The sequence below is a fragment of the Chitinophaga filiformis genome (assembly GCF_021646545.1).
GTDB lineage: Bacteria > Bacteroidota > Bacteroidia > Chitinophagales > Chitinophagaceae > Chitinophaga > Chitinophaga filiformis_A.
In genome coordinates, this window is the sequence record NZ_JAKIRP010000004.1 from 449,788 (window position 1) to 476,568 (window position 26,781).

23 protein-coding genes are annotated in these 26,781 nt (G+C 46.2%); 6 read left to right on the forward strand and 17 right to left on the reverse strand.

Translation table 11 applies throughout. The annotated features are described in order from the left end of the window. Window positions 1–63: 63 nt before the first annotated feature. Window positions 64–237, forward strand: a complete 174-nt coding sequence (locus L3C95_RS35115) for a DUF6728 family protein (RefSeq protein ID WP_188133662.1) — start codon at window positions 64–66, stop codon at window positions 235–237. A 43-nt stretch (window positions 238–280) separates the two neighbouring features. Here L3C95_RS35115 and lpxB read toward each other — a convergent pair whose 3' ends face one another. The 7 genes from lpxB to L3C95_RS14175 form a co-directional block, all read right to left on the reverse strand. After that, entirely contained in the window at window positions 281–1,384 is a 1,104-nt protein-coding gene (gene lpxB, locus L3C95_RS14145) for a lipid-A-disaccharide synthase (RefSeq protein ID WP_236388571.1), read from the reverse strand. Window positions 1,385–1,470: 86 nt separating this feature from the next. Further along, a complete protein-coding gene (locus tag L3C95_RS14150; RefSeq protein WP_236388573.1) occupies window positions 1,471–1,773 on the reverse strand; it encodes a hypothetical protein in 303 nt (100 codons plus the stop codon). 32 nt (window positions 1,774–1,805) lie between these two features. Beyond that, entirely contained in the window at window positions 1,806–2,585 is a 780-nt protein-coding gene (surE, locus tag L3C95_RS14155; protein ID WP_236388575.1) for a 5'/3'-nucleotidase SurE, read from the reverse strand. 164 nt (window positions 2,586–2,749) lie between these two features. Continuing rightward, window positions 2,750–3,541, reverse strand: a complete 792-nt coding sequence (locus L3C95_RS14160) for an ABC transporter permease (RefSeq protein ID WP_236388576.1) — start codon at window positions 3,539–3,541, stop codon at window positions 2,750–2,752. Window positions 3,542–3,560: 19 nt separating this feature from the next. Next, the gene (locus L3C95_RS14165) at window positions 3,561–4,454 is read right to left on the reverse strand and encodes an ABC transporter ATP-binding protein (protein ID WP_236388578.1); all 894 of its coding nucleotides are present in this window, start codon (window positions 4,452–4,454) and stop codon (window positions 3,561–3,563) included. Between the two features lie 8 nt (window positions 4,455–4,462). Continuing rightward, window positions 4,463–6,862 (reverse strand): 3-hydroxyacyl-CoA dehydrogenase NAD-binding domain-containing protein, encoded by a 2,400-nt coding sequence (locus L3C95_RS14170; protein ID WP_236388579.1) that lies wholly within the window; start codon window positions 6,860–6,862, stop codon window positions 4,463–4,465. Between the two features lie 172 nt (window positions 6,863–7,034). Further along, on the reverse strand, window positions 7,035–8,261 hold the full coding sequence (locus tag L3C95_RS14175) for a PepSY-associated TM helix domain-containing protein (protein WP_236388581.1): 1,227 nt from the start codon (window positions 8,259–8,261) through the stop codon (window positions 7,035–7,037). A gap of 347 nt (window positions 8,262–8,608) precedes the next feature. On the opposite strand from L3C95_RS14175, the gene L3C95_RS14180 reads away from it, so the two are divergent. Further along, window positions 8,609–9,091, forward strand: coding sequence for a hypothetical protein (locus tag L3C95_RS14180; protein WP_236388583.1), 483 nt, complete (start codon window positions 8,609–8,611; stop codon window positions 9,089–9,091). Further along, a complete protein-coding gene (locus L3C95_RS14185; RefSeq protein ID WP_236388585.1) occupies window positions 9,081–9,443 on the forward strand; it encodes a type II toxin-antitoxin system PemK/MazF family toxin in 363 nt (120 codons plus the stop codon). Before L3C95_RS14180 ends, L3C95_RS14185 begins: the two co-directional genes overlap by 11 nt. A gap of 53 nt (window positions 9,444–9,496) precedes the next feature. Here L3C95_RS14185 and metG read toward each other — a convergent pair whose 3' ends face one another. Then, the gene (gene metG / locus L3C95_RS14190; protein ID WP_236388587.1) at window positions 9,497–11,566 is read right to left on the reverse strand and encodes a methionine--tRNA ligase; all 2,070 of its coding nucleotides are present in this window, start codon (window positions 11,564–11,566) and stop codon (window positions 9,497–9,499) included. 138 nt (window positions 11,567–11,704) lie between these two features. Here metG and L3C95_RS14195 point away from each other — a divergent pair, with 138 nt between their 5' ends. Continuing rightward, complete coding sequence (locus tag L3C95_RS14195; RefSeq protein ID WP_236388589.1) at window positions 11,705–12,616, forward strand: LD-carboxypeptidase; 912 nt, start codon at window positions 11,705–11,707, stop codon at window positions 12,614–12,616. Here L3C95_RS14195 and L3C95_RS14200 read toward each other — a convergent pair. Genes L3C95_RS14200 through L3C95_RS14210 form a run of 3 tightly spaced genes read right to left on the reverse strand, consistent with a single transcriptional unit; the run spans window position 12,596 to window position 15,606 of the window. Continuing rightward, entirely contained in the window at window positions 12,596–13,399 is an 804-nt protein-coding gene (locus tag L3C95_RS14200) for an alpha/beta hydrolase (RefSeq protein ID WP_236388591.1), read from the reverse strand. The genes L3C95_RS14195 and L3C95_RS14200 overlap by 21 nt on opposite strands. Before the next feature lie 9 nt (window positions 13,400–13,408). Then, on the reverse strand, window positions 13,409–14,221 hold the full coding sequence (locus L3C95_RS14205; RefSeq protein WP_236388593.1) for a HesA/MoeB/ThiF family protein: 813 nt from the start codon (window positions 14,219–14,221) through the stop codon (window positions 13,409–13,411). A gap of 17 nt (window positions 14,222–14,238) precedes the next feature. Beyond that, a complete protein-coding gene (locus L3C95_RS14210; protein WP_236388594.1) occupies window positions 14,239–15,606 on the reverse strand; it encodes a sensor histidine kinase in 1,368 nt (455 codons plus the stop codon). A gap of 593 nt (window positions 15,607–16,199) precedes the next feature. Here L3C95_RS14210 and L3C95_RS14215 point away from each other — a divergent pair. Continuing rightward, window positions 16,200–16,754 carry a YqgE/AlgH family protein gene (locus L3C95_RS14215; protein WP_236388595.1) on the forward strand — a complete coding sequence of 185 codons (555 nt, stop codon included), beginning with the start codon at window positions 16,200–16,202 and terminating at the stop codon, window positions 16,752–16,754. A 700-nt stretch (window positions 16,755–17,454) separates the two neighbouring features. Here L3C95_RS14215 and atpC read toward each other — a convergent pair. Beyond that, entirely contained in the window at window positions 17,455–17,706 is a 252-nt protein-coding gene (atpC, locus tag L3C95_RS14220) for an ATP synthase F1 subunit epsilon (protein ID WP_110056069.1), read from the reverse strand. 23 nt (window positions 17,707–17,729) lie between these two features. Further along, on the reverse strand, window positions 17,730–19,232 hold the full coding sequence (gene atpD / locus L3C95_RS14225) for a F0F1 ATP synthase subunit beta (RefSeq protein WP_236388596.1): 1,503 nt from the start codon (window positions 19,230–19,232) through the stop codon (window positions 17,730–17,732). A 629-nt stretch (window positions 19,233–19,861) separates the two neighbouring features. On the opposite strand from atpD, the gene L3C95_RS14230 reads away from it, so the two are divergent. Next, complete coding sequence (locus L3C95_RS14230) at window positions 19,862–21,241, forward strand: DUF6600 domain-containing protein (RefSeq protein ID WP_236388597.1); 1,380 nt, start codon at window positions 19,862–19,864, stop codon at window positions 21,239–21,241. Between the two features lie 4 nt (window positions 21,242–21,245). Here L3C95_RS14230 and L3C95_RS14235 read toward each other — a convergent pair whose 3' ends face one another. The 4 genes from L3C95_RS14235 to L3C95_RS14250 all read right to left on the reverse strand — a co-directional run bounded on the left by L3C95_RS14235 (window position 21,246) and on the right by L3C95_RS14250 (window position 26,780). Then, window positions 21,246–21,752: a GNAT family N-acetyltransferase gene (locus L3C95_RS14235; protein ID WP_236388598.1), complete on the reverse strand. Its 507-nt coding sequence runs from the start codon at window positions 21,750–21,752 to the stop codon at window positions 21,246–21,248. Window positions 21,753–23,323: 1,571 nt separating this feature from the next. Next, window positions 23,324–23,926, reverse strand: a complete 603-nt coding sequence (locus L3C95_RS14240) for a hypothetical protein (protein WP_236388599.1) — start codon at window positions 23,924–23,926, stop codon at window positions 23,324–23,326. Between the two features lie 36 nt (window positions 23,927–23,962). Then, complete coding sequence (locus L3C95_RS14245) at window positions 23,963–25,438, reverse strand: TolC family protein (RefSeq protein ID WP_236388600.1); 1,476 nt, start codon at window positions 25,436–25,438, stop codon at window positions 23,963–23,965. Beyond that, window positions 25,431–26,780, reverse strand: coding sequence for an ABC transporter permease (locus L3C95_RS14250; protein ID WP_236388601.1), 1,350 nt, complete (start codon window positions 26,778–26,780; stop codon window positions 25,431–25,433). The genes L3C95_RS14245 and L3C95_RS14250 overlap by 8 nt, the downstream gene beginning before the upstream one ends. Window position 26,781 lies beyond the last annotated feature (1 nt).

Below are 26,781 nucleotides of genomic sequence, written 5' to 3' on the forward strand. Positions count from 1 at the left end.
CCCAGCGCTTCATGAGTCAGGCCCTTGGTGAAGTAGATGTATAAAAACTATCTTTGTATTATTATGAAAAGCATCTGGCAACAAATACTACGCTACCTCTACATAGGTAAAAAAGATCCCTCTGCACCTAAGAATCGTTATGTATATATGATGCACGGTATGAACCGGATCTCTATTATCGTTTTCCTGATCGCATTGATAATAATGCTGGTAAAACTTTTTAGCCGTCATCATTGAGCCGACTTTATCGAATAAGCAGCTTCCTTTCTTTCTTTAGGCGTTATCTGCCTGCTTCCGCATAGATCACTTCTGCCGCCCGGCGACTGGCATCTTTTTCTCCCAGTTTCGACCAGAGGGCCGCATAATCGGTCTTTATACGGTTGCGCACCGTGGAATCTTTCAATAATAAGGTCAGTTCCTTCAGAAGGTTCTCTTCATTCAGCTCATGCTGGATCAGCTCTTTTACAACAGGTTTGTCCATTACTAAGTTGACCAGCGCAATATATTTCACCTTGATCAATCGCTTGGCGAAGAAATAAGAGATGGCGCTTCCCTTATAACAAACCACTTCCGGTACTCCGAACAAAGCGGTTTCCAGTGTGGCTGTTCCGGAAGTAACCAATGCAGCTTCTGCCTGACGTAACAGGTTGTATGTTTGTCCTTTAACGGTGGAAACATTGGGGTGCGCCCCTGTCAATCCCGCTATAAAAGCGTCATCGAGGCTTGGAGCCTGCGCCACAATGAACTGATGATCGGGAAAATGTCTGGCCATGGTGAGCATGATCGGTAATTTTACACTTACCTCCTGCTTACGGCTGCCAGGTAGAATGGCGATAATGGGTTTATCTGACAATGGCCTGTCGGCAGGCTTTTCTTTTGCCTCCTTTATAACCTGAATAAGGGGATGACCGATATATTCTACCTCATAATCCCATTTCTTATAAAAGTCCTGCTCAAATGGCAGGATGCAAAGCATCTTATCAACGCTCCGTCTGATCTTCTTCACACGGCTCTCTTTCCATGCCCATACCTGCGGAGAGATATAAAATACCACTTTGTATCCCAGCGGTTTGGCCCACTCCGCGATACGCAGGTTGAAACCTGCATAGTCGATCAGCACCAGTACATCCGGCTGGTACTGCTGGATATCCTTTTTACAGAAGTCCATATTCCTCAGTACTGTACGGATGTTCATCACCACTTCAATAAATCCCATGAAAGCAAGATCTTTATAATGCTTCACCAGCGTTCCTCCCGCCTGTTGCATCATATCGCCACCCCAGCAACGGATATCCGCTGCGGTGTCCTGTTGTTTCAATTGTTTGATCAGATTGCTGCCATGGAGATCACCGGAAGCTTCACCGGCGATGATGTAATACTTCATAGGACAAATATAACTTAGGAATCAGGAATTAACCAGCAATTGGTCAGACCAGGTATTATTCCTGATTCATTCCCTCCTTCATTGGTTTATCCGTGTAATAATTTGAGGAAGATGATAGTGATGGCGTAAAGCATGGTGACCAGAAAGATCCCTTTTGCAGTTACGTCTTTCCGACTCCGGGTATAGAAATAGAACACCAGTCCGTTCAGGAGAAGACAGATGCTGATCAGCTTTGGCAACATCTGGCGGTTTCCCAAAATAAGGGTAATAAATTCATCCAGGGATACATGCTTAGGCATGAAAATCAACAGGTAGTACAGGAAAAAGGCGAATACCGGGGTAAACATACCCAGCACGATGCCCAATGGGAGATTATCTCGTTTTAACATAGTAGGTTTTGATAATGTGCGTTAATGACACATCAGAGTTTCCAGTCGTTCTCAATCTTCTTCTTCAGCTTATAATCTGTCAGGTCAAACTGTACAGGCACCAGGGAAGCATAGTTGTTGGCCAATGCATATACGTCAGTATCCTCTCCGTTATCGCGGTTAATGAATTCACCAGTAAGCCAGTAGTATTTTTTACCACGCGGATCACGGCGCTCATCAAAGGCCTCCACCCATTTCGCATCTGCCTGACGGCATATCTTAATTCCTTTGTAATCTTCCTTTTTTATAACTGGTATGTTCACATTGAACAAAGTACCTTCCGGCAGTTCAGATTCCAGCATCTTTTTAGCTACCGTATAGGCTACCTCCTTACACAAAGAGAAATCTGCATGGAAACTGTAATCGAGGTAAGAAAACCCTACAGATGGCACTCCTTCTATCGCGGCTTCCATTGCGGCAGACATAGTGCCGGAATAGATGACATTAATGGAATGATTGGCACCATGGTTGATCCCGCTTACGCAGATGTCAGGCAGACGATGCAGGATCTTGTCGCGGGCCAGCTTTACACAATCCACCGGTGTACCGGAACATTGCCAGGCTTCAATGCCCTCAAAAATGTCCACCTGGTCCAGCCGCAGCGGCACGCCAATAGTGATCGCATGTCCTTTACCCGATTGCGGGCTATCCGGGGCTACCACTACAACCTTACCCAGCGGGCTTACCGCTTCAATCAGGGCCCTGATACCAGGAGCCGTTACACCATCATCATTCGTAACAAGTATGATCTTTTCCTGCTCGTTTCCCTTCACAAACGTTGCTATTTACTTTTCGACAAATTTAATATTCTTAACTGATAGTCCATAACGCACGGTCGTGTGATAATGCGTAACAGACTAAAAACGCAAAAGATAGGTGAAACATTACGGCTGTTTTACCTTATCTTTTACAAATAACATATAATTAACATACTATATTACAGATCAGTACGAAGCATCCTTGTGAACACCAATCCTACCAGGAGTCCTACATATAAGACCATTACTACCAGATATACCTGGCTATCATAAGGTGCCTGATAGCCAGCTAATTTCTCTACTTTTTCCACAATAGGAAAGGGCAGCAATTCATCTCCCGCCTGCAGCGGGAATAAGCCACCAATGTTGCCCCAATTGCGTTTTGCAATAAAGACCAGCAGTTGTTCAAGGAACATCGTATACCCTATAAATAATATAATTGCAAGCCCTGTACGTTTTACCACCATTGCCAGGAATAGAGCCAGTGACAGCGATACAACCACCTGCAACAGGTAATAAAGTATATAATGGCTGTTTTCCAGGCTAAACGCAGCCTTTCCATAAAAACCGCCAAAAATGAACACCGTGATAAGGGAGGTCAGAAACGCTACCAGCGACAATGTCACGATCCAGAATAACTTTGAGATTACGAAATCCTTACGTTCCCATCCATCAATAATATTCTGACGGTGCGTTTTGTAGGTAAATTCATTGGTCACCAGTGTGATCAGCAACAGGCCGAAAATCCCGGAGGTATAAGATCCGACACTACTTACCGTCTGCCAGACCGTTGGGAAATCGTATATAGATTGCCCCAGCAACGTTTGTGCTTCTTTAGGGATTCTCCTGGCGAAGACATCATGAATGATAAAGTTAGGTGCCAGAATAGACAGCAGGCCCAGGGCGATGAACACCCAGAAAGTGCGGTAATTCTTTACCTTCAGCCATTCTATTTTTATGATTTGCAGCATATGTGTGATGCGAAGAGTATTAGTTATTGGTTAATTCCAGGAATGCTGTTTCCAGGCTCTTTCTGCTCATCTGCAGATGACTGAGCCAGATGCCCTGCTGTGCGCACCAGTTATTCAGTGCCGCCGGGTCAACTGAATCCCTGAAGGTTACCTGCAGCAGCCCATCTCCCGCAGGCAAAAGCGCCACAAATGCAGGATGTTGCTGTATCAGCTGCGCCAATCCATGGCTGTCTGCGCTGCCTATCTCAATAAAATTATCCCTGGACACAACGGTATTCACCGGTCCCGAGCCGAGCAGCTGGCCTTTTCTCAGGATGGCTACATGCGTACATACCTTTTCCACTTCATCCAGTAGGTGACTGGCCATAATAATAGTCTTACCTGACAGCGCCAGCTGGCGGATAAGATTCCTGACCTCTGCTATCCCCACAGGGTCCAGTCCGTTGGTCGGCTCGTCCAGTATCAGGACCTGCGGATCTCCCAGCATGGCCGCCGCTATAGCGAGACGCTGCTTCATACCGAGGGAGTAGGTCTTAAAGGCCGAATGCTGGCGGGCCGTCAATCCGGCCAGCTCCAGCACCCTGGGAATGTCCGCTTCGCTTTGTTGCTTGATATTGGCCACTATCTGCAGGTTCCGGTAGCCGGAAAGGTAGTGGTAAAAGTTAGGCGTTTCCAGGAGGGTACCAATCTTCCGCCGCTGCAGGGCAGAAGGTGGCGCATCCAACAGGGTAAAAGAACCGGCATCCGCTTTCAGGACGTCGGTAACAATGCCCAATAGCGTAGTTTTTCCGCTCCCATTCGGGCCCAGTATGCCAAATACGCAATTAGTGGGAATATCAAATGATACTCCTGACAATGCCTGTACGGCACCATATCTTTTTGAAATGTTCTGAAGGGAAAGAATAGTCGACATCAGGTGGTTTAGTTTCTAATTGGTTTCCCTGTTTTGATCACGCTCTGCAACCGCTCCAGTGTTTTACGCTCTCCCGCCAGACTGAGGAATGCTTCCCTTTCAATGTCCAGCAGATATTGTTCGCTTACCAAAGACGCTTCTGACAAATCCCCTCCGCTCATTACGTATGCGAGCTTGCCGGCAATCTTTGCGTCATGATCGGAAATATAGTTCGAGAACCGCATGCTGTGGATGCCTGTCAGCATCATTCCAAGGGCTGTGCGACCCAGTACTTTAATGTCTTTTCTTTCTACAGGACGTGTATACCCTTCTTCCGCCATTTGCAGTATACTGCGTTTGGCATCAGCAATCAGGCGGCTCTGGTTCAGCGTGATCTCATCATGTCCTTTCCGCAGGATGCCCAGATCGAATGCCTCATGAGCAGAAGTACTCACTTTCGCCATCGCGATGGTCATAAACCTGTCTTTCAGCGGCTCCTCTTCTATGCGGCCTTCCTTGAACTCGTCGGCCGCACGCAATGCCATTTCCTTGGTGCCACCACCGCCGGGTATCAGGCCTACGCCCAGTTCTACCAGTCCGATATAAGACTCTGCCGCAGCCTGTACTTTATCTGCATGCAGGCACATCTCACAGCCACCACCCAATGTAAGCGCGTGTGGAGCAACTATTACCGGAATAGAAGAATAACGGAGGCGCATGGTGGTCTTCTGGAACATGCGTACTGCCATGTCCAGCTCATCATACTCCTGTTCGGCTGCAAACATGAAGATCATGCCCACATTAGCACCTGCAGAAAAGTTAGCGCCTTCATTGGCAAGGATCAGTCCGCGGAAATCTTTCTCTGCCCTGTCAATGGCTTTATTCACACCTTCCAGCACTTCTCCGCCGATGGTATTCATCTTCGTTTTCCAGTCGAGCACTACCACGCCATCGCCTATGTCATACAGGTTGCAGGCACTGTTCTTCCAGACAACATTACCGGAAAGATTTTCCAGGATAACGAAGGTATCTGCACCAGGCAGCAGTTTATAAACATGTGTCTTAACATCGTAGTAATACCGCTTCCCGTTCTCTACTTTATAGAAGCTTTTAACGCCTTTTTCCAGCATTTCCTTTACCCATGGGGCCACACTCAGGCCTTTAGCTTCAATTGCCTTAATGCCTTTTTCAACACCTACTACATCCCACGATTCAAAGGGTCCTATTTCCCAGCCAAAACCGGCCTTCATGGCATCATCCACTTTGTAGATGTCGTCCGCTATCTCAGGTATCCGGTGAGAGATATAAGAGAACAGATGTGCATGGAACTGCTGATAGAACTCTCCTGCTTTATCGGTTGCATTATATAACGCGACAAGTCGCTGCTTCAGATCTTCCACCTGTTTGGCGGCCTCTATGCTGGCAAACTTAGATTTCTGCCGGGGGCCATACTCCATCGTTTCCAGGTTCAGCGTAAGAATCTCCTTACCGCCCTCTCCCTTTGTCTTTTTGTAGAAACCCTGGCCTGTCTTATCGCCCAGCCATTTGTTTTCCACCACTTTCTGCAGGAATGGAGGGATCACAAATATATTCCTGGCTTCGTCCTGCGGACAGTTATCAGCCACACCCTTTGCTACTTTTACAAGCGTATCGACTCCCACGACATCGGCTGTACGGAAAGTAGCCGATTTGGGCCTTCCGATCACCGGTCCGGTCAGCGTGTCTATCTCATCGATATTCAGCTTCAATTCCTGCATGAGGTGGAAGATGGCCATGATGGAATACACCCCCACCCTGTTGGCAATAAATGCAGGGGTATCCTTACAGAGCACGGTTGTTTTACCCAGATAGAGATCTCCGTAGTTCATCAGGAAGTCTACTATTTCCGGGTCAGTATATGGTGTAGGAATTATTTCCAGTAAGCGCAAATAACGAGGTGGGTTAAAAAAGTGCGTTCCGCAGAAATGTTTCTTAAAATCGTCACTACGACCGTCAGCCATCAGATGAATAGGAATACCCGATGTGTTGGAAGTGATCAGCGTACCGGGTTTACGGTATTTCTCCACTTCTGAGAACACTGACTTCTTGATATCCAGGTTTTCCACCACTACTTCGATGATCCAGTCATAGTTGGCAACCTCCTTCATATCGTCCGTAAAATTTCCTGTACGGATCAGCTTTACCACATCCTTCTGGTATACGGGGGAAGGGTTGGCTTTCAGGGCAGACTGCAATGCTTCGTTTACGATGCGGTTCCTGACCGCTTTACTGTCCAGCGACAGTCCTTTAGCTTTTTCTGTATCAGTTAACTCTTTAGGGGCAATATCCAGTAACAACACCTGAACTCCGACTCCTGCAAAATGAGCTGCTATACGAGAACCCATTACTCCTGAACCTAAAACGGCCACCTTATTGATGTGTCTTTTCATAGAACGCGTTTTATAAGCTACAAGCGCTAAGGCATTGTAGTGAGTCTTTTCGTTAATATCGATTAATGAATATATGATTTTTTGGGAGACTTGAGGCAAAAGGAAGAAAAAAACGAACAGGCCGTCTCCGGTACCGGGACGGCCTGTGAAAACAATATAATGGCGTGCTTACTTAAACTGGCTGCAATGCCTTCGCTGTCTCTTGCTTTTTGCCCACACTTTTCTTCGCTTTCTTTTTACGTCCCAGCCATACCAGGAAACCCGTAACGGGCAAACTGGCGCCGATCAGTGCGCCAAAGAAGGCCAGGATCTTACCGGGCAAGCCCAGTATCGAGCCTACGTGAATATCATAGTTCATCTTACGCAGTTTCGTTCCAAAGCCAGCTTCCTGGAAACTGATCTCGAATACTTTATCGCCCTTGAGCTGCTGCCCCGTATGCTGGTCGAAGGCATAACTCCGGTTGTTATAGAACTTGCCAACGGTGGGATAAATGGTTATATTAATAGCAGCTTTCGGTTTGGATGTATCTGCGAAAGTGTAAAAAAATCCTTCTGCTTCCGGATGTTTACTGAGTACTTTCCCCCATACAAGGTCCATTGCCTGTTCAGGTGTATACAACTTGCCTGCCTGCAGTGAGTCAGACTGCGGCCGCTTGAAATCTGGCAGGGTTTGTCCGCCGGAAGTGACCCAATACAGCCCCTTGCTATACCATTTGATGCCATATACCATTCCGGTCAGCGCCATCGCCAGCACCACCAGTAATGAATAGAAGCCCAATACATTATGCAAGTCATAGTTCACTCTTTTGAAAGAGGCTTTCCATTTTATCTTAAAACTCTGATCGCGTGTAGCTTTCGTCCATTTCTGCGGCCACCACAATACCATTCCTGTAATGAGGATGAGCACAAAAATGAGGGTACTGTAGTTCACGATCGGACGGCCGATTTCGGCAGGCATCCAAAGAAAACGGTGGCCATTGAGGATAAAGCGGAAAAAATCAGTTTCGCCGGGTTTATTTTCCTTTATGCTAATCACCTGGCCGGTGTAAGGATTCAGCCGCATCACCGTGTTGCCTTTTCTTCCTTCGCCAAGGCTCAGGTAAATAGCTGTTCCCTGTTGATAAGTAACATATCCTGGTTTTTTACCCGGATATTTCGCGGCGGCTATTCCCTTCACTTGTGACGGAGTGATCACCGGTTTATCCTGGCGGGCAATTACCGTTTCCGGTTCCATTAACCTGGTAATCTCATCATGAAATACCCATATGCAGGCGGTTACGCATACGATGAGCATCACGATACCGGTGATCAGCCCCAGCCATAGGTGTAGCCAGGCGGATATACGATAAAAAAGGCTGCGTTTCTTTTTAACTGCTGGTTTCCGGGAGAAGAAATTCATGTTACGATGTTGAGTGATGGTCCAATAGATGGACCGGCGCGCTGATTGTTGATAGAACAGCGCAAAAATACCTCCTTGTCATAGAAAAGGTTTACGCAATCGGGAAATAATAAAGGAGGAAAAAAGATCGGATTTGAGCGGGGGAAATGGATGATGATGATTTGTTCATTTTTTGCATACAATCAGATGTCATTCAGTTCATTCATTTAGGTTGTAGTTTTTCCTTATATCTTAATTCTTGATAATTTTGACGTGAATGACGGAAGTACAGAAATCAGCGATTAAGCTGTAACTTAGAATACTGCGTTTGTATTAATTATCAGACGAATAAAAGTTCGAAATACATAATGATTAGTCTTGACTTAAATTCAGTTCTAAATTCTCAATATAAGGAGAACAGGGGGTATAAGAAACTACTCTCCTGGTATTTCGTGTTAAGGAATTTTCTCCCAATAAACTGGTCTTTTAAAAAAGCTAATCGTAAACTGCAAGCTCGCCTGGCAATTTTAAAAGAAATGCATGCTTATCTTATGGAGAAAGCACCTGAGTTAAAAGATACAGATCTGCGTGCTGAAATAACATCCACTGAAAAACTGATTGAGTATATTTACGGGCAAAGGGACATCCTGGAAGGCCATATGCCTCATGCGGGATTTAAACCATTACAGCCATCTCTTGATATTACATCAGAGATTATTACTGTTTTACATAGCATATTGCGGATATTACAAAAAAACACACTCAAACCACCATTAACAAACAAGACCGAAGAAGCAACTCTTGCTGTTAACCGTTCAAAAAAAACAATCAATAAACTATATGACCGTTAACCAACGTGACGTATATCTTCTCCCTCATCCTTACGGAAACAGTCACGGCGAACCACATCCACACATTGTTCTCTCAATACCTGAGGCGAATCAACATGAGAATACTTTTATTGCTGTGATGATTACCAGTTCATCTGCTACCAGGGATGATTTTTCTTTTGCATTGTATGACCAAATGTTTGAGAAACCTTTGGCAAAAAATAACTGTCATGCCAGAATGCATCTCATGACACTTTCATTTGGGGAAGATATCGACAGGCCAAAGATCAATACAATGAAAATTGCTCCCTTTAAGGAATTGATGCGGAGTATAGGAGATCTCATATTCGATTATCACTTCCTTCCTAAATAAAAAGCCCTCCAGCGCTCACGCTCTGAAGGGCCTTTATATCTCTAAAAACTAAATCATCTCACTTCACTTCCTGCATCCACAGCTGCATCCGGATTCACGAACACCAGCTTTCCTGCAGCATTCTCCGCCATCAGGATCATTCCCTGGCTTTCAATACCACGCATTTTCCTCGGCGCCAGATTAGCTACCAGTGTTACCTGTTTACCCACCACTTCTTCCGGTGCAAAATGCGCTGCGATACCTGATACAACGGTACGCTTTTCAGAACCGATATCGACCAGCAGTTTTAGCAGTTTATCCGCCTTAGGTACTTTCTCTGCTTCCAGGATAGTACCTACACGCAGGTCCAGCTTAGCGAAATCTTCAAACTGGATCTCTTCCTTCACTTCCTTCGCTGCAGGTGCTGCAGCATCAGCTGCAGGAGCCGCAGGCTTGATCAAACCAGCATGCAGTTTATCGATCTGCTCCTGTATCTTGGCGTCGTCGATCTTGGTGAATAAGTACTCAGGCGGACGCAGAGAATAACCTACGCTCACCAGTTTCAGGCTGCCTGCATTTTCCCAATCCAGCATACGGTCCACCACTTTCAGCATATGGCAGATCTTCTTTGCAGTGAATGGCAGGAACGGATTTGCCAGGATAGCCAGGTTGGCTGTCAGCTGTAAACATAAATGCAAACAGTTGTCAATCAATTTCTGATTCTCTTCCGCATTTTTAGCCAGTATCCACGGCTCTTTTTCCTGCAGATATCTGTTGCCCTGGCGGGATACCTCTATCACCTCAGCCAACGCCTCGCGCAGACGGAAATTCTCGATAGACTCTTCGATCTTCTGCTTTGAAGCCAGTAAGTTGGTCAGTACTGCATCGTCTTTTTCATCCTTCACTTCAGGATGGAATGCAGGCACTTTACCACCACACAGTTTATGCATCAAAACCATAGTACGATGCACAAAATTGCTGAAGATATCCACCAGCTCACTGTTGTTGCGCTGCTGGAAATCTTTCCATGTAAAGTCGTTATCCTTGGTTTCCGGCGCGGTACTGGTTAGTACATAACGCAGTACATCCTGCTGATCAGGGAAGTCCTTTACATAGTCGTGTACCCACACTGCCCAGTTACGCGAGGTCGATACCTTATCTCCCTCAATGTTCAGGAACTCATTGGCCGGTACATTGTCAGGCAGCACAAAGCCTCCATGTGCCTTGAGCATTGCCGGGAAGATGATACAGTGGAACACGATATTATCTTTACCAATAAAGTGTACCAGCTTGGTATCGTCTTTACACCAGTAATCTGCCCAGTTTTCAGTCAGCTCTTTGGTAGCAGAAATGTACCCGATAGGCGCATCAAACCATACATACAATACTTTCCCTTCCGCATCAGGCAGCGGCACTTTAATACCCCAGTTGCTGTCGCGGGTCATTGCCCTGCTTTGCAGACCGCTATCCAGCCAGCTTTTACACTGACCGTATACGTTATTTTTCCACTCTTTATGGCCTTCCAGGAGCCACTCCTTCAGGAATGGTTCATAGTTCTGTAAAGGCATATACCAGTGCTTTGTCTGTTTCTTGACAGGTACGGCGTTACTGAGGGTAGAGCGCGGGTTGATCAGCTCATCAGGGCTGAGGGAAGATCCGCACTTCTCACACTGGTCGCCATATGCATTGGGGTTGCCACATTTAGGGCAGGTACCCGTGATATAACGGTCAGCCAGGAATACACCGGCAGTTTCATCGAAAAACTGCTCAGTCACTTTTTCTTCAAACAGTCCTTTATCGTACATGGTTTTGAAGAAAGCCGCTGAGGTTTCGTGATGTATCTGTTTAGTGGTACGGGAAAAAATATCAAAGGAGATACCCATGTCTGTAAAACTGTCATGTATGATCTTATGATATTTATCCACAATATCCTGAGGAGTTACTCCTTCCTTCATCGCTTTGATGGTGATAGGCACTCCATGTTCGTCTGTTCCTCCTACGAACTTTACATCCGCCTTCTTAGCGCGCAGATAGCGCACGTAAATGTCGGCGGGAATATAACAGCCTGCCAGGTGGCCGATGTGGACCGGGCCATTGGCATAAGGCAATGCCGCTGTTATTAGATATCTGTTAAATTTTCCCATGTTCGCTTAAAGAATGCTTAAATAATCGAAATTCTGTTTTTGCTTTTGGAAGAGCGAAAAGTATTTATCAACTTAGCCCTGTCAGGGTTGGGATATTCTCCCCCAAATAGTCTGCAAAGGTAATTAAAGCATAGAACAATGAGAATTCCGCCGTACCTCAAAAAAGGTGATCTTATAGGCATCACCTGCAGTAGTAGTAAAATGGACCAGCAGGCAGCAGAATATGCCGCTGGAGTGATCAGTTCCTGGGGGTACCAGGTACATCTGGGCATTACGGTAGGCACCAGCTTCCATAATTTTTCCGCTCCGGATGAGCTGCGGCTGGAAGAGCTGCAGGACATGCTGGACGATCCTGATATTAAGGCCATCATCTTTGGCCGTGGTGGTTATGGACTGGTATGCATACTGGACGACCTGGATTTCAAGAAGTTCCGCAAACATCCGAAATGGATATGCGGCTATAGCGACATCACGGTACTCCATACGCACATTCATCAGCAATACGGTATTCCAACCATCCACTCCATGATGTGCAGCGGCATCAGGCCGGACACGGTGGAAAATGAGTATGTGGACAGCCTTCGCCTGGCACTTAAGGGTACACCTTACCGCTATGCGTGCGCACCGCACGACCTGAACCGCACCGGCAAGGCTAGCGGTCAGCTCATCGGCGGTAACCTGTCCCTCCTCGCCAACCTCTCGGGTACTGAGTCACAGCCCGATACCAAAGGAAAGATCCTCTTCCTGGAAGATATCAGCGAGTACCGTTATAACATAGACCGGATGATGTACAATCTGAAAAGGGCCGGATGGCTGGAAGACCTGGCCGGGCTGGTAGTCGGCTCTTTTACCGATAGTAAAGAGACTGAAACCCCTTTTGGCCAGACCGAATATGAGATCATCAGGAATATTGTTCAGGATTATGATTATCCCGTTTGTTTCGGCTTCCCCGTGGGGCATACCAATGAAAACTATGCACTGAAAATAGGGTTACCGCATGAACTGCACGTTACAGCCAGACAGAGTAGATTACTGCAACGCGATATCTAAAGCTTTCCGGTACTCAGGATAGTTGTCCAGGTTACGATGATCGGCGCCCGGAACAGGAATAAACCGGTCTCCCGGCTTCAGCAGCTTTTCCAGTTTCTTAGCAGATGCCAACGGAATTGTCTGATCGTCCGTCCCATGCATGATCACAACGGGCGCTGTTACTTTAGGCAGATATTCGTTAGTGGGAAACTTGTATTCCAGCATAAACTGGTATGGATAAATGGGTGCCATCCGCATTGCCAGGTCAACAATGCTGTAGTAAGGCGCTTCCAGCACCAGCCGTTTACAATCCCTGATGGCGGCCAGCTGGGCGGCTACGCCTGTTCCTAACGACCTACCATAGATGATGATACTATCCGGCGGGAAGAATTTCCTCGCCACTTCATACATATGTAATGCATTGGCATAGATAGTTGCTTCGGTTAACGGCCCGGTAGATTTACCATAGCCGGGATAATCCATCATCAGTACGCTGTAACCATGATCGATGCACTGCTGCGCTTTGCTCGCATATTTGGAGATATTCCGGGCATTACCATGAAAATAGATCACCATACCTTTCGGCGACGCTGCCTTAAACAAGACAGCGCTTAACGTTTCCTTGTCATTGATACGGATACGCATTTCCTCAAATGGTATGTCGTATTTGAAAGCATAATCTGCTGTCAGCGGTTCCGGATGGAAGATTATTTTCTTCTGCACAAAATACAATGCCACACCACTCATCAGATAGATGGCCAGTATCCATGAAAGTATGGGACGCAACTTTAATTTACGGAGCATGAACTATGTTTAATCTTCAATGTCAGGAACGATCTCCAGGCCGTAGTCCTCCGCGGTCAGCACACCTTTGCCCCTTGTATCTGCCAGTATAGCAGCATTAGGAGTAAGCGTACTTACTTCATAGGTATTGTGCAGGAAGTTCATACTGTAGAACTTATTTGCCAGACCGTCGGGCACGCCGGCAATGAATTTCAGCACTTCATTCACCATCATCATACCGGTAGCGCCATGTGTTACACCGATAGCGCCGGCATCAAAATTACGGTGATCATCTATCAGCTCCAGCGCGCAGCGATAGGATGCTGCAGCATCTCCACTGACAGGTGCGATATTAAAACCGGCCCACCAGGATACCCAGTTATGCACTTCCCCGATCACAAAAGGTTTTCCTTCAGACATACATGCATCATTGATCACAAGGTGTGTGGCAGCATGCTGGGAACAATCAATAACAAGGTCCATGCCCTGCAGCAATTGTTTTATGTTGTCCGGTTTTACCTGTAACAGTAACGGATAATGTTTTGTAAAAGGATTACTGGCCCACAAACGGCTGGCGGCCATCTTTGCTTTATGTTTGCGTATATCCTGCATCAGGTAGAGCGGCTGCCTGTGCATATCTTCATCATTGATCACACCATAATCGGCAATACCAATCACACCAACACCACTGGCGCTCAGATACTGAATCACCGGTGATCCCAGTCCGCCGGCGCCAACTACCAATACACGTGTCTCCTTCAGCTTTTCCTGCATGGCCACTCCCATACCGGGAACAGCAATAGGATGCCTGAAATGCGCTAATTCTTTTTCAATTAATGCCATAGCTACGTCAGTTATTTTTATTCCTGCGGAAATTCCATTGTAAACTTGCTACCCTTACCTACAGCACTTTCTACTTTGATCTTACCCTTATGGGCATCTACGATAGCTTTCACATAACTTAATCCTAATCCGAACCCTTTCACATTGTGCACATTGCCTGTATGTGCACGATAGAACTTTTCAAAGATACGGGAAATCGTATCACGACTCATACCAATACCGTTGTCGGCAATGGTGATAACAAGACTTTTGCGCGTGTTATATGTAGAGATCACCACTTCCAGGTGTTCTTTGGAATACTTGATGGCATTATCGAGGAGGTTGAATATAACGTTGGAGAAATGTACATCGTCGGCCATGATAATCGGGTTGATGGCATCAAGACGAAGCTCTACCTGTCCCTGCTTGGAAGCCAGCTGCAGCTGCAGATTTTCCACTGTATGAGAGATCACCTCATGTACATCAGTAACCTGCAATTTTAAAGCAATTTCATTCTTCTCCAGCAATGCTGATTGAAGAATGCTTTCTACCTGCTTATTCATCCGTTTGTTCTCTTCTTTGATGATACCTGAGAAGTAGCGGATCTTTTCTTTGTTGTCCATAACCTTCTCGTTGCCGATCGCATCGATAGCAAGCGAGATCGTTGCCAATGGTGTTTTCAGCTCATGTGTCATGTTATTGATGAAGTCAGATTTAATCTCGGAGATCTTCTTCTGATTCAGCATGGTACGGATGGTGAGGATGAACGCTGTGATGATAACCGCAGTGAACAAAAGGCCTCCGGCCATCATCCTGCCGAGCGATAATAACAACAGGAGATTATTCTTGGGTTGTACTACCAGCAATGTTTCTGTTTCACCGGTAGCATATTCAAAACTATTCAGCAGGGGAATGTATTGGAACAGGTAATCCATACTATCCCTTCCGGCGCTCTCCACCATTTGTGTAAAGCCGGGAGATTGCATTTTTACGCCGTTGCTGTTGCCAAAATGGCCTTTGCCCAGAATAGCGAATTCAAAGGTAGTATCCAGGTGTTCATTGCGAAGCCCGGTAGCTATCAGTTTCTGTACTTCATCGATGGTAAAGCGGTCGCTGACATTGACATTCAGATCGATAGTAGTGGTAATTTCATACTTATCAATAGCCAGACCTTTATCGGCCGGCCTGATATTCGACCCGTCCACTTTAAAACGCATAGGAGGCGCTTTACGGGCGAGCATTTGTTCGCGCACATTGTTCATTACGCCCACAGCTTTCTGTTCCATCTGCTCGCGGCGCACAATAGACGCGTTATAGATCCAATTCACCTGTATCCAGATGATTCCCAGTAGTGACAGGGTAATTAACACCACAATAATGGGAAATACTTTCTTCAATGGTACCATGCTACTTCGATAGTAAGGCGCACAAGATACTCACAAACAACGAGGGTACCAGCACCGGAATTGTTAAAAATCATTATTTGCTATAGCAACGTTAATACAAAATTAATCCCTCTAAACCTTTAACTGTATTCACTTTAGCAATAAAATATCACTTTAACGTAATTTTAACTGGGAAATAATACTTGTTATTCCCTAATCTTCTGTACATTTGCTTTATCAAACTGGTACTAAATTTGATGTACTGGTTATACAAACTAGCAATTTTAAATTTCTACATACATCGACATGGATTCGTTTCCATAAGCGATTTAGATTTTGGTTGATAAAATGGTAAGGAGGCTTTCTAGCCTCCTTTTACTTTTACCAGAGGTTGCACTCATTGTCATCCCGGGGCTGCATACCGCGCTACATACAGGGACGCTCTTAGCTGAGCTTATCTACGCCGCGAGCGTACCTACGACACTTTCCCACGGAAACCGAACTTTTCGCTGTCCCTGAAATAATACATGATTCTGGCAAGTAAATCTGGAATAAATACTATTATACTTGCTTTCAATTAGTTAAATTTGGTTAGTGATAAAATTGTTTGTGTTATGGTTTCTTTATCGCCTGGAATGCTGCTGATAGCTGACCCTTTCCTAAAAGATCAGAACTTTGCGCGCACCGTAGTTTTATTGTGTGAACATCAGGAGAACAAAGGAAGTTTTGGTTTTGTGATCAACAAAGTGTTTGACCAGCATTTAAGTGACCTTGTGCCTGAAGTGCTTGTAAATGATATCAAGATCTACTACGGAGGTCCGGTACAGATAGATACCATCCATTTTATACACCAGCAGCCGGAGTTGATCAATGGCGGCTTTGAGATCCAGCAGGGTGTATATTGGGGCGGGGAGTTCGATCAGGTGGTATCGTTGATCAACAGTGGCCGTTTAGATCTCAACAAAATCAAATTCTTTATTGGTTATTCGGGTTGGAGTGGCGGACAGCTTGAAAATGAGCTCAATGAAAAGTCATGGATCCTGTCAGAGAGCAACGTACCGCTTGTATTTGAGGAGAAAGAACAGAATATATGGCCGCAGGCATTGAAGAACCTGGGCAGCAACTTTGCCATCATGGCCAACTTCCCGATAGATCCTCTGTTGAATTAACGACGTGTATACCCCTCCGTATGCCGGCAAGCCAGCTGTAATACCACTTGTGGAAAAAATTTTATAAAAATTATTATATGCCTACACTTTGAAGCCCAATGACTAACGTCGTTGGGAACATTACCATTGTCTCCAGGCCCTGTTTCGCACGAGGATATTTAAAAAAAATCAAATATCTTGCTTAGGCAAAAAAGTAATGTAGTCAGAGCATTCTATTGTTTGTAAACCTGCTATAGGACACCGAAGGGAAGGGAACTAATTATACCGAAACGAATATAATACCTATGAAGGACAAACCAGAACACGTTTACACCTTCCTGGATTTATAATAAAAAACTGAACAATTGACATAAGTAATTGAGACCCTTTTTTTAATGGGTTACAAACTTTGTTTTAAACGGTTTAAGCAATAAAATCATTCAAGAGACATAAAATATTCATTTTCATAGGAACAGGCCCTAGTGCCGCTGCAGGACTCGTTTTCTGCGCAGCCTGGACCTGATTTGTGCAACGCCCTGGCCAGTAATCTTACTGCGCTCTTTTTAACAGGGTTATTTATTAATTAGATTGGAATAGTTAGGACAAAAAGAAAGGCCGGGTAATCCTACCCGGCCTATTTCTTTCTGATCAGTGACCAGGAATTATCGTCAATGTTACCTGCGTTAATTCCTGATCTTTAATGTCTGATCAATTCAACTATTTACTTCACTTCTGCACCTTCTACAAGCACAGTAGCTTTATTTCTGTATACTTCCACAAAACCTCCTTCTATGTTATAGAATTCGCTCTGTGACTTATCTTTCAGCACCTTCATCCTGCCTTTACCCAGGGCAGCGATCAACGGAGCGTGCCTGTCCAGCACTTCAAAGAGACCGTCTATGCCTGGCAGCTGTACACCATACACTTCGCCGGAATACAGTTTTCTTTCAGGTGTTAATACTTCTAATAACATATTAAAAGTTAAGGGTGAAAATATTAGTTTTTAGCCGCTTCCAGCAGTTTCTTACCTTTCTCGATAGCTGCGTCGATATTACCTACCAGGTTGAATGCTGCTTCAGGATACTCATCTACTTCACCATCCATGATCATGTTGAAACCACGGATTGTTTCTTCGATCGGTACCAGTACACCTTTCAGACCAGTAAACTGTTCTGCTACGTGGAAAGGCTGAGACAGGAAACGCTGTACACGACGTGCACGGGATACTGTCAGTTTATCTTCATCACTCAATTCATCCATACCCAGGATCGCGATGATGTCCTGCAGCTCTTTATAACGCTGGAGGATCATTTTCACTCTCTGCGCACAGTTGTAGTGTGCTTCACCTACGATAGATGGAGAAAGGATACGGGAAGTTGAATCCAGCGGGCTCACAGCAGGATAGATACCTAAGTCGGAGATCTTACGATCCAGTACGGTAGTAGCATCCAGGTGGGCGAAAGTTGTAGCCGGAGCAGGGTCAGTCAAGTCATCCGCAGGTACATAAACCGCCTGTACGGAAGTGATGGAACCATTCTTGGTAGAAGTGATACGCTCCTGCATCAGACCCATTTCAGTTGCCAGTGTAGGCTGATAACCCACCGCAGAAGGCATACGGCCTAACAGTGCGGATACTTCAGAACCTGCCTGGGTAAAACGGAAGATGTTGTCAACGAAGAAAAGAATATCCTTACCACCACCTGCAGTACCATCTCCATCACGGAAATACTCTGCCATTGTCAGACCGGATAATGCCACACGTGCACGGGCTCCTGGTGGTTCGTTCATCTGACCGAAGATGAAGGTAGCCTGTGATTTCTTCAGTTCTTCTTTGTCTACTGCGCTAAGATCCCATCCGCCATGTTCCATGGACTCCAGGAATTTACCGCCATATTTTACGATACCTGCTTCGATCATTTCACGCATCAGGTCATTACCTTCACGTGTACGCTCACCCACACCTGCGAATACGGACAAACCTTCGTAACCTTTCGCGATGTTGTTGATCAGTTCCTGGATCAGTACGGTTTTACCCACACCAGCACCACCGAACAAACCAATTTTACCACCTTTTGCATAAGGCTCGATCAGGTCGATCACTTTGATACCGGTAAACAGTACTTCAGTATCTGTTGCCAGATCTTCGAATTTAGGCGGCTTACGGTGAATAGGATAACCATTGCTGCTGTCAACATCACCCAAGCCATCAATAGCCTCACCTACCACGTTGAACAAGCGGCCTTTGATGCCATCGCCCACTGGCATTTTAATGGGAGTACCCTTGTCGATAACAGCCATACCCCTCACAAAACCGTCTGTAGAGTCCATTGCTACGCAACGAACGCTATCTTCACCAAGATGCTGCTGTACTTCCAGCACTACCTTCTGACCATTTTCGCGGGTAATTTCCAGTGCGTTGTAGATTTCGGGCAACTTTCCATCAAAGTGGACGTCAACCACGGGACCGATAATTTGCTTGATCTTACCTGTGTTAGGCATATTTTTAAGAGGTTTATAAATGCTAAAAATGAGCGGTTTATTAAATTTGGCGCAAAGGTAATTGTTAATAGGCTAAATTCAAAAAATAGTAAAGCATCCCATGGACGATTGCCCATCGAACTTAATTATCAATTGTAAGTCAATTAGTTCTTAATGTATCAGGCGAAGAATGCGAGATGCAAGATAGGGTTTTTAGCTTATACAAGTGACCCTGATCTCAATAGATAATCTTTTTTTATTATAAGCGATTCCTGATATTAGAAATACTCGTCAACCGTTAGTACTGCTGCCTTTCAGCCTCTCTTCTGTCTAACATTTTTTTAACGGTTTTTGTGAAGATTTTGCTAAAAAACCGCCCTACCAAACTGAGCAAACCAGCTATGGTAAAGGATTTAAAGATTCAGGCACAGATATTGATTTATTTCAGTCAAGCTATCAAACTGACACCGTTCCATCAACTTAAAGAGATGCTCAGGCCAGCTTTCAGCCTTAACAATTGATCAACTGTTAATATACCACGCATTCGTTCACAATTAAAATTTATAGCCTTCGTGTAGAACTAAATCGCTATACAGCTCTTGTTTTGGGATAAATTATAAGTTGCCACACCCTTTTTAAAACAATCAGATATGAAAAACATAAAACAATATATTACTCTCTCTGTAATTGCCGTTTCGATGGCTGTGACAGGCGTTTCCTGCGCTACCACAATGCCACCACAGCAGGTACAGGTTTCTATATCAGGCTTCTATGATGCCCTGAGCCCCTATGGCCGCTGGACGACCTATGGCAGCTACGGACAGGTATGGATACCTAACGCAGGACCCGACTTCATGCCCTACTCTACCGCGGGGCACTGGGTATATACAGATTACGGCTGGACCTGGATGTCTGACTATGACTGGGGCTGGGCTCCCTTTCACTACGGACGCTGGGCCTTCGATAATGCCTATGGCTGGATGTGGGTACCAGGTACTGAATGGGGACCGGCATGGGTAAGCTGGAGAAATAGTCCTGATTACTACGGATGGGCGCCTTTAGGTCCCGGTATGACAATAGGTGTAAACTTTAATATTCCTGTGGGATATTGGTCGTTCGTACCTTGTCAGTACATCACCAGCCCTTATGTGCACAGGTATTATGTGGATAGAGGCAGACGTGTAAACGTTTATAACAATACCACCATCATCAACAATACTACCATTATCAACAACCGGACATACTATCGTGGTCCTGCCACCCGTGACGTTGAACGTTACACCCGTAGCGAGATCCGTCCGGCACGTATAGTAAGCGACAACCGCCCCGGCCGTGCTACTGTAGATCGCGGTGAGGTAAGGATGTACCGTCCGCAGCCGGCTGCATTGCGTCAGGCCAGCCGTTCCGGTTCGTTCACCAATAATGGTCGTGATAATAACGACAGAAATAACTTTGACAGGCCATCTACGCCCGGAAGAACAGTGCGTGTAGACAGGAATAATGACGGCCGTCCGGACAACATTCCGGACAGGAACAATGATGGTCGTCCTGATTACAATCAGCCTAACAGAACAATAGACAGGAATAATATTAACCGTCCGGATGTGCCTGACAACAATGCTCCCGGCAGAACAATTGAAAGCCGTCCGATGCGGCCGGAATTTGACAGGAACAATCGTCCTGGCAGACCATCTGCACCTGAAACCAGGCCAGCGCCTGCTCCATCTGCCAGCCCGGCGCCTAACTACAGTCCAAGGCCCGAGCGTTTCGAAAGACCAGAGTCCCGTCCTATGACGCCGACTCCGGCCCCGGGACCTACTGTAAGACCGGCTCAACCGCAGATGCAACGTCCGCAGCCGCAGGAACAGCCACGTCAGATGCCTCAGCCTCGTCAGCAGATGCCTCAACCCCGCCAGCAAATGCAACCGCAGGCTCGTCCTCAGATGCCAGTGCAGCAGTCAAGGCCACAAGCTCCTGAGCGTTCAGCAGCGCCTTCACGCGGTGAGCGGGCTAACAGAGGCGGCAACTGATAAATTACAGGCAGCCATAAACCTCACGATAGATTTCACTATTGATTTTTGTAAAGGTATGTTCCTCCGGGGGCATACCTTTCTGCATTAACAGCATCGGGAGCGGCGTTCCTCCCGCCTGATATGGCGGCTGCAGATATGGGAATGCATACGCCTTAAATCCAAGTCCTTCATAAAACCGGATACGCCTGATGGCATCATCGGAATGTGGCGGTTCTACCTCCAGTACCATCCGTGGGTGTTCCTGCTCCAGCAGACGTATGACGCCGCTGCCTATTCCACCGCCTCGCTGTTCCGGTGCGATGGCGAAATGTTCAATAAACGCAAAATCTGTCAGCTCCCAATAGAATACAAAGCCTGCAAACGCATTACTGTTTTCGAGTAATGCCAGTCGTAGAGCACCATTGTTCAGCAACTCCTGCTGTGCTGTCAGATTGCGTCTTTCTTCAGGCGGGAATGCCTGGTTATACAGTTCCGCAACATTAACAGGGATGGTTACCGGTGATATCAAATTCCTAATCGTTAACATCGGGGCAAAGGTAATTTAAGTAATCCGCTACCGGGCTGACGCGCGTCAGGGTGTCAGCCTGTTTTATATCAGGGTGTTGTCAGGAGTTCATGTGGCTTGCTGTATTAATAGCCGCTGTGCAGACTGACGCTGTTCAGCATCATGCACTTGAGATGGCCCGGGAATTACTGTAATATTTAAAGGGGGACATACCTGCTACGTTAGATGGGCCTACGGGCTGTACCCCTTTCGAGTCTACATATTTGGCATTATCAAGCGTGTGAGCATTAGAAATCCTATTTAACCCCTATCAATCGTGTAGAGACTCTCCAAGGGCTAATGCCCGCAGTCTCCATCTAACCCGCAGTAATAACAGCCTGACGCCTGTAAATCGTCGAACTCAGGATTCACTTACTCTATGTGAGGCCTAACTGGTTAATTGCTATCGGACCCGGTCATTCATCAATTCACTGACGCCCTGGTCCGACTTAGCCGTGCTTAAATCATGTATCTCAAACTCAATAGTGGCCAGCGGCTGTCTCTTCCTTAAGAACTCAAGGCTATTACTGTCAAGTCCTTCCGGCCGGATAAGGAAGTTTTTTCTTATTTAAACCGTTCCGCCTGGTCTTTGAACCTGATGTTATCTCGCTTTGCTTTCTTCGACAACCCGTATATGAACCATATATAACCCATATATAACCCATACCTCTTTAGATATGGATTATATATGGGTCATATATGGCTTATATATGGGTTATATATGGGTTATATCCGGAAATAAGCTATAGTAGCAGCTTTACAAAGATTATATGAAATCCTTACTTTGTAATCAGCTGACAGACAGTATTATTTAGGTTACATCTCGTTCGTATAAGTAGGTCCGAAGCGGCAAATTGGTCAAGTTTCTCATTAAAATAGCTCGAGACATGAGATCGCTTAAACGAGAAAAGAAACCGGGAAGAATTGAAAAAGTCGAGTATCAATTGGGGCAATAAGAAAGAAACATAAACATGCAGCAGCCAGAAAGCAGCTGCGAGCCAGATGGAGACTGCGGGCATTAGCCCTTGGAGAGTGTCCATACGATTGATAGGAGTTAAATAGCATTACTAACGCCCATACGCTTGACAATGCTTAATACTTAGACTCGAAAAGGGGTACAGCCCGCAGGCCCATACTGGCATCGCAGCGGTATCAACAGGTCCAAAGAGGCGAAACATATTAAAGCAGGTAGCAGCCAGAAAGCAGCTGCGAGCCAGATGGAGACTGCGGGCATTAGCCCTTGGAGAGTGTCCATACGATTGATGGGAGTTAAATAGCATTACTAACGCCCATACGCTTGACAATGCTTAATACTTAGACTCGAAAAGGGGTACAGCCCGCAGGCCCATACTGGCATCGCAGCGGTATCAACAGGCCCGAAAAAAGGCGAAACATATTAAAACAGGTATAAAACAGACAAGATGGCAGAAAAACCCGAAAACGCAGTTGATTCCGTCTATACTGCTTCTTCTGTGCTTCTTCTCTCCATCTTCTCTGCTTGTTCTCGTATGAACCACATGCCATTATAACAGGTATCACTGCGGTGTACACAAATAAGGATCAGGATCACCAGGGGGTGCCGGCTTGTTTACAGACCAGCAAAAGTTCATCGGCTGACTGGTAATACTGAGCAGCCGCAACGAGACTTTCTGGCCCTTGCGACTGGAAGACGCCTGTACAGATTTCGTCCCTTTCGCCGGCACATCATTGATAGTATATTCTTCCGTCTTAAAGACATCACCATTTCCTCTCATATATTGCACGGCCACCACTACGTTATCCAGCGGATACTCGGACTGGTTCCGCACGATAATTTGCAGATCCTTGATGCCTCCCAGGAAACCGGTCCGGTAGTCGCTCGTGGTGACAGCAATGAACTGCTTCCAGTTGCGCCGGTAATAAGTGCGCCGTTCAACAAAATGCCCTTCAGAACGCACCCGCACCTCACTCCTATCCGCAATTTGCCGAGCAGTCTGACTATTGACATCAAGCGAGTGCTTCAGATCGCGGTTCTCATTTATCAGCCGTTCATTTTCTGACAATACCTGCTTCACACGCTTCTGCTGCCTGGAATAACTCATTACAAGGAAAATTATCAGGAATATAATTACGATGGTAAAACCTGCATATCGCTTCATATCAAGCGAGTAGAAAAAATAATGCCAAGTCCGGACTCATCTTTCTGCGAACTCGTATTTTATCTTCTGCGACTTTTCAAAGTCGTACAGCGTGAGCAATCTTACCGTGTAAAAAGACGTCCAGAACGAACGCAGTGCATTTATGTAGTTCTGATTCGCCAGGTCTTTTTCCTGCTGAGCCAGATTGAGGTCCGTGATGGATATTTTACCGATATAATATCGCTGTTTGGTGATCTCATAACGCTGCCTCGCAATGGTATCTGCTTTGGCTGCACTTTCGAGCAGCTTCTGCTGGATGTTGAATTGTTGCGTTTGCAGATAGATCTCCTGTTCAAAATTGCGTTCCTGCTGCTGAATGTCGACCTCTATCAGTTCCTGGTTCGCTTTTGCCTGTCTGACCCTGTTACGGGCCTTTCCCCAGTCAATAATCGGTATGGAGATGCCTACGCTCAATAACTGGTTTTGTTGCAAATTACCACCACCGTATGCGTTTTTAATGCTGGTACCCTGACGGGCCTGCCCGAAGTTGGCCGAGAGGTTTAGCTGATAGCTGTTATTGCCTCTTGCCTCAGCTACTTCCTGTTCAGCCTGCAAACGCTGCCGGCGGAAGGAAAGCACCGCCTGCCGGTTGTCCTGTGCCTCCCGTTGCGCTATGTCGAGCGGGATCTGTAGTGAAGGGACGGTATCCGGCAGGGCAACCTGCACCGTACTGCCTTTGGGCAGTGAAAGGAATTGCGTCAGCTCGCGATAGGCAATCTCTTTGTTCAGCGTAGCCTGTTCCAGGTTATTGCGGGCATTGAGCAGGTTCAGTTCTATCTGCAAGAGCTCATTCTCTGCGATCTTTCCGAGTTCAAATCGGCCTTTGGAGATCCTGTATAAGGTATCTGTGTTGGCTACGTTCTGCCGCAGGATCAGCTCCTGCTGTTGCGCCATCAATGCGTCAAAGAAATACCCCGAAGCTTCCAGGCCTGTCTTCTCCAGTGCCTCTATGTATTGTTTCTTGGATTCTTCATATAGTAAGGGCTGTATACGGGTATCCCAGCGATAGGGATTATACAGCAGCATAGGTTGCGAGTAGTTGACGGAGAATGGTGTGGACAGATAGCTGATACCTGAAGTAGGATCAAATACATCATTACGTTGCAGGTTGGTAGCAACGGATAATAATCCGCCTGTAAAGGGTACTACCTGCTCGGCTATCAGGCTGGTAAAGGTAAATGAATAGGAGCTGCGACTAAAGGCATAGGTACCATCCGGCTGGCGGATACTCTCTATGTTTCCCAGGAAGCTGCTGCTGTTGGTGGCCTGCAATCTTAATTGCGGACGGCGACCTGCTACATAGTATCTGAACGCATAAAGGCTGTTCAGCGCACTGCTACGGGCTCTATAATAAGAGGGCGATTGTTGCTGCGCCTGTTGTACAACACCCTGTAAGGACAGGGTTTGCTGAGCGCAGGTAACAGTACAGGTGAATAGTCCGCAGAAAGTAAACAGAATAGGTATTTTAGTCATGTCGCAAACATTCAATCGGGTTCTTATGAGCAGCCTTACGGGCAGGTGAAATACCAAAGATGAGTCCTACGGCAGACGCCAGCACGAAGGACAGGAAAATAGAAATGCCTGAAACAATGGTATGGATGTCGGCCAGTTTATCCACCAGATAGGCGCCTGAAATGCCAAGGATCACACCAATCACACCTCCCGTAAGACTGATCAGGACTGACTCAAACAGGAACTGCATCACGATGTCTTTCTTCTGTGCCCCCAATGCCAGACGGATGCCAATCTCACGTGTACGTTCCAATACAGAAGCCAGCATGATGTTCATGATTCCGATGCCTCCTACGAGGAGTGATATACCTGCAATGGCGCTGAGTACAATGTTGAATACGTCTTTGGTCTTCTGTTGTTGTTTGAGTAGTTGCTCCGGAATTGTGATCTCAAAATCCAGCACATCGTTATGCCTGCGGCGCAACATACGGCTGATGATGGTGGCTGATTCAGACAATGATTCCGCTGAGTGTACCTGTATCACCAGTTCATCCAGCTGGTGGAAGATCTTGTTCTGAGGAGGCTCGTTGCTTCTTCCGGAGAACATTCCGTTGTCGCCTGCGCCCAGGTACAGGGAAGGATTCTTGTAACGGATCAGCGATGTTTGAATAGGTATATAGATGTCCAGGTTATAGTCCCTGATACCAAGGTTGTCTTTGGTCGCTTTACTGATCGTTTTTTCTTCAGTAACGCCGATGATCTTCAGCCACTGAGTGCCGCATTTAATAGTTTTTCCAAGCGGATCTTCTGAGATAAAGAATTTGCGCTTTACATCACTGCCGATGATACATACGCCTTCACCGGCTACACGTTGTCGCTCATTGAACAGGGTGCCTGCACCAATTTTAATGTTGTTGATCTCAAAGAAGGCGGGTTCCACTCCTATCACTTTCAGTTTATTGCTTTTACTGCCATAAATGATATCCTGTTCCTGTATCATCTCCGGGCTGATAGCAGCCACAGTAGGAATGATGCGGCGGATGCTCTCCGCGTCTGCAAGGCTTAGTCCTTTGGAAAAACGGTTCTTTGCAGCAGCAGTTTTAGCGGCTGATTTTTCGTCTGATTCCTTTTGCTGTTCTTCTTCTTTTTTCTCTTCTGCCTTGGGTTTGATTACAATATTATTTACTCCTACAAGCTTCATCTGCTCAAGGATCTCCGCTTGTGCCCCCCTACCGATGGCAAGCATGGCGATGACAGCGGCTACACCGAAAATAATTCCCAATGCCGTAAGGAAAGAACGAAGCCGGTTCGCACCCAGGGAATCCAGGGCGATGTATAAGTTGTTGAAATTGCGGTCCAGCATT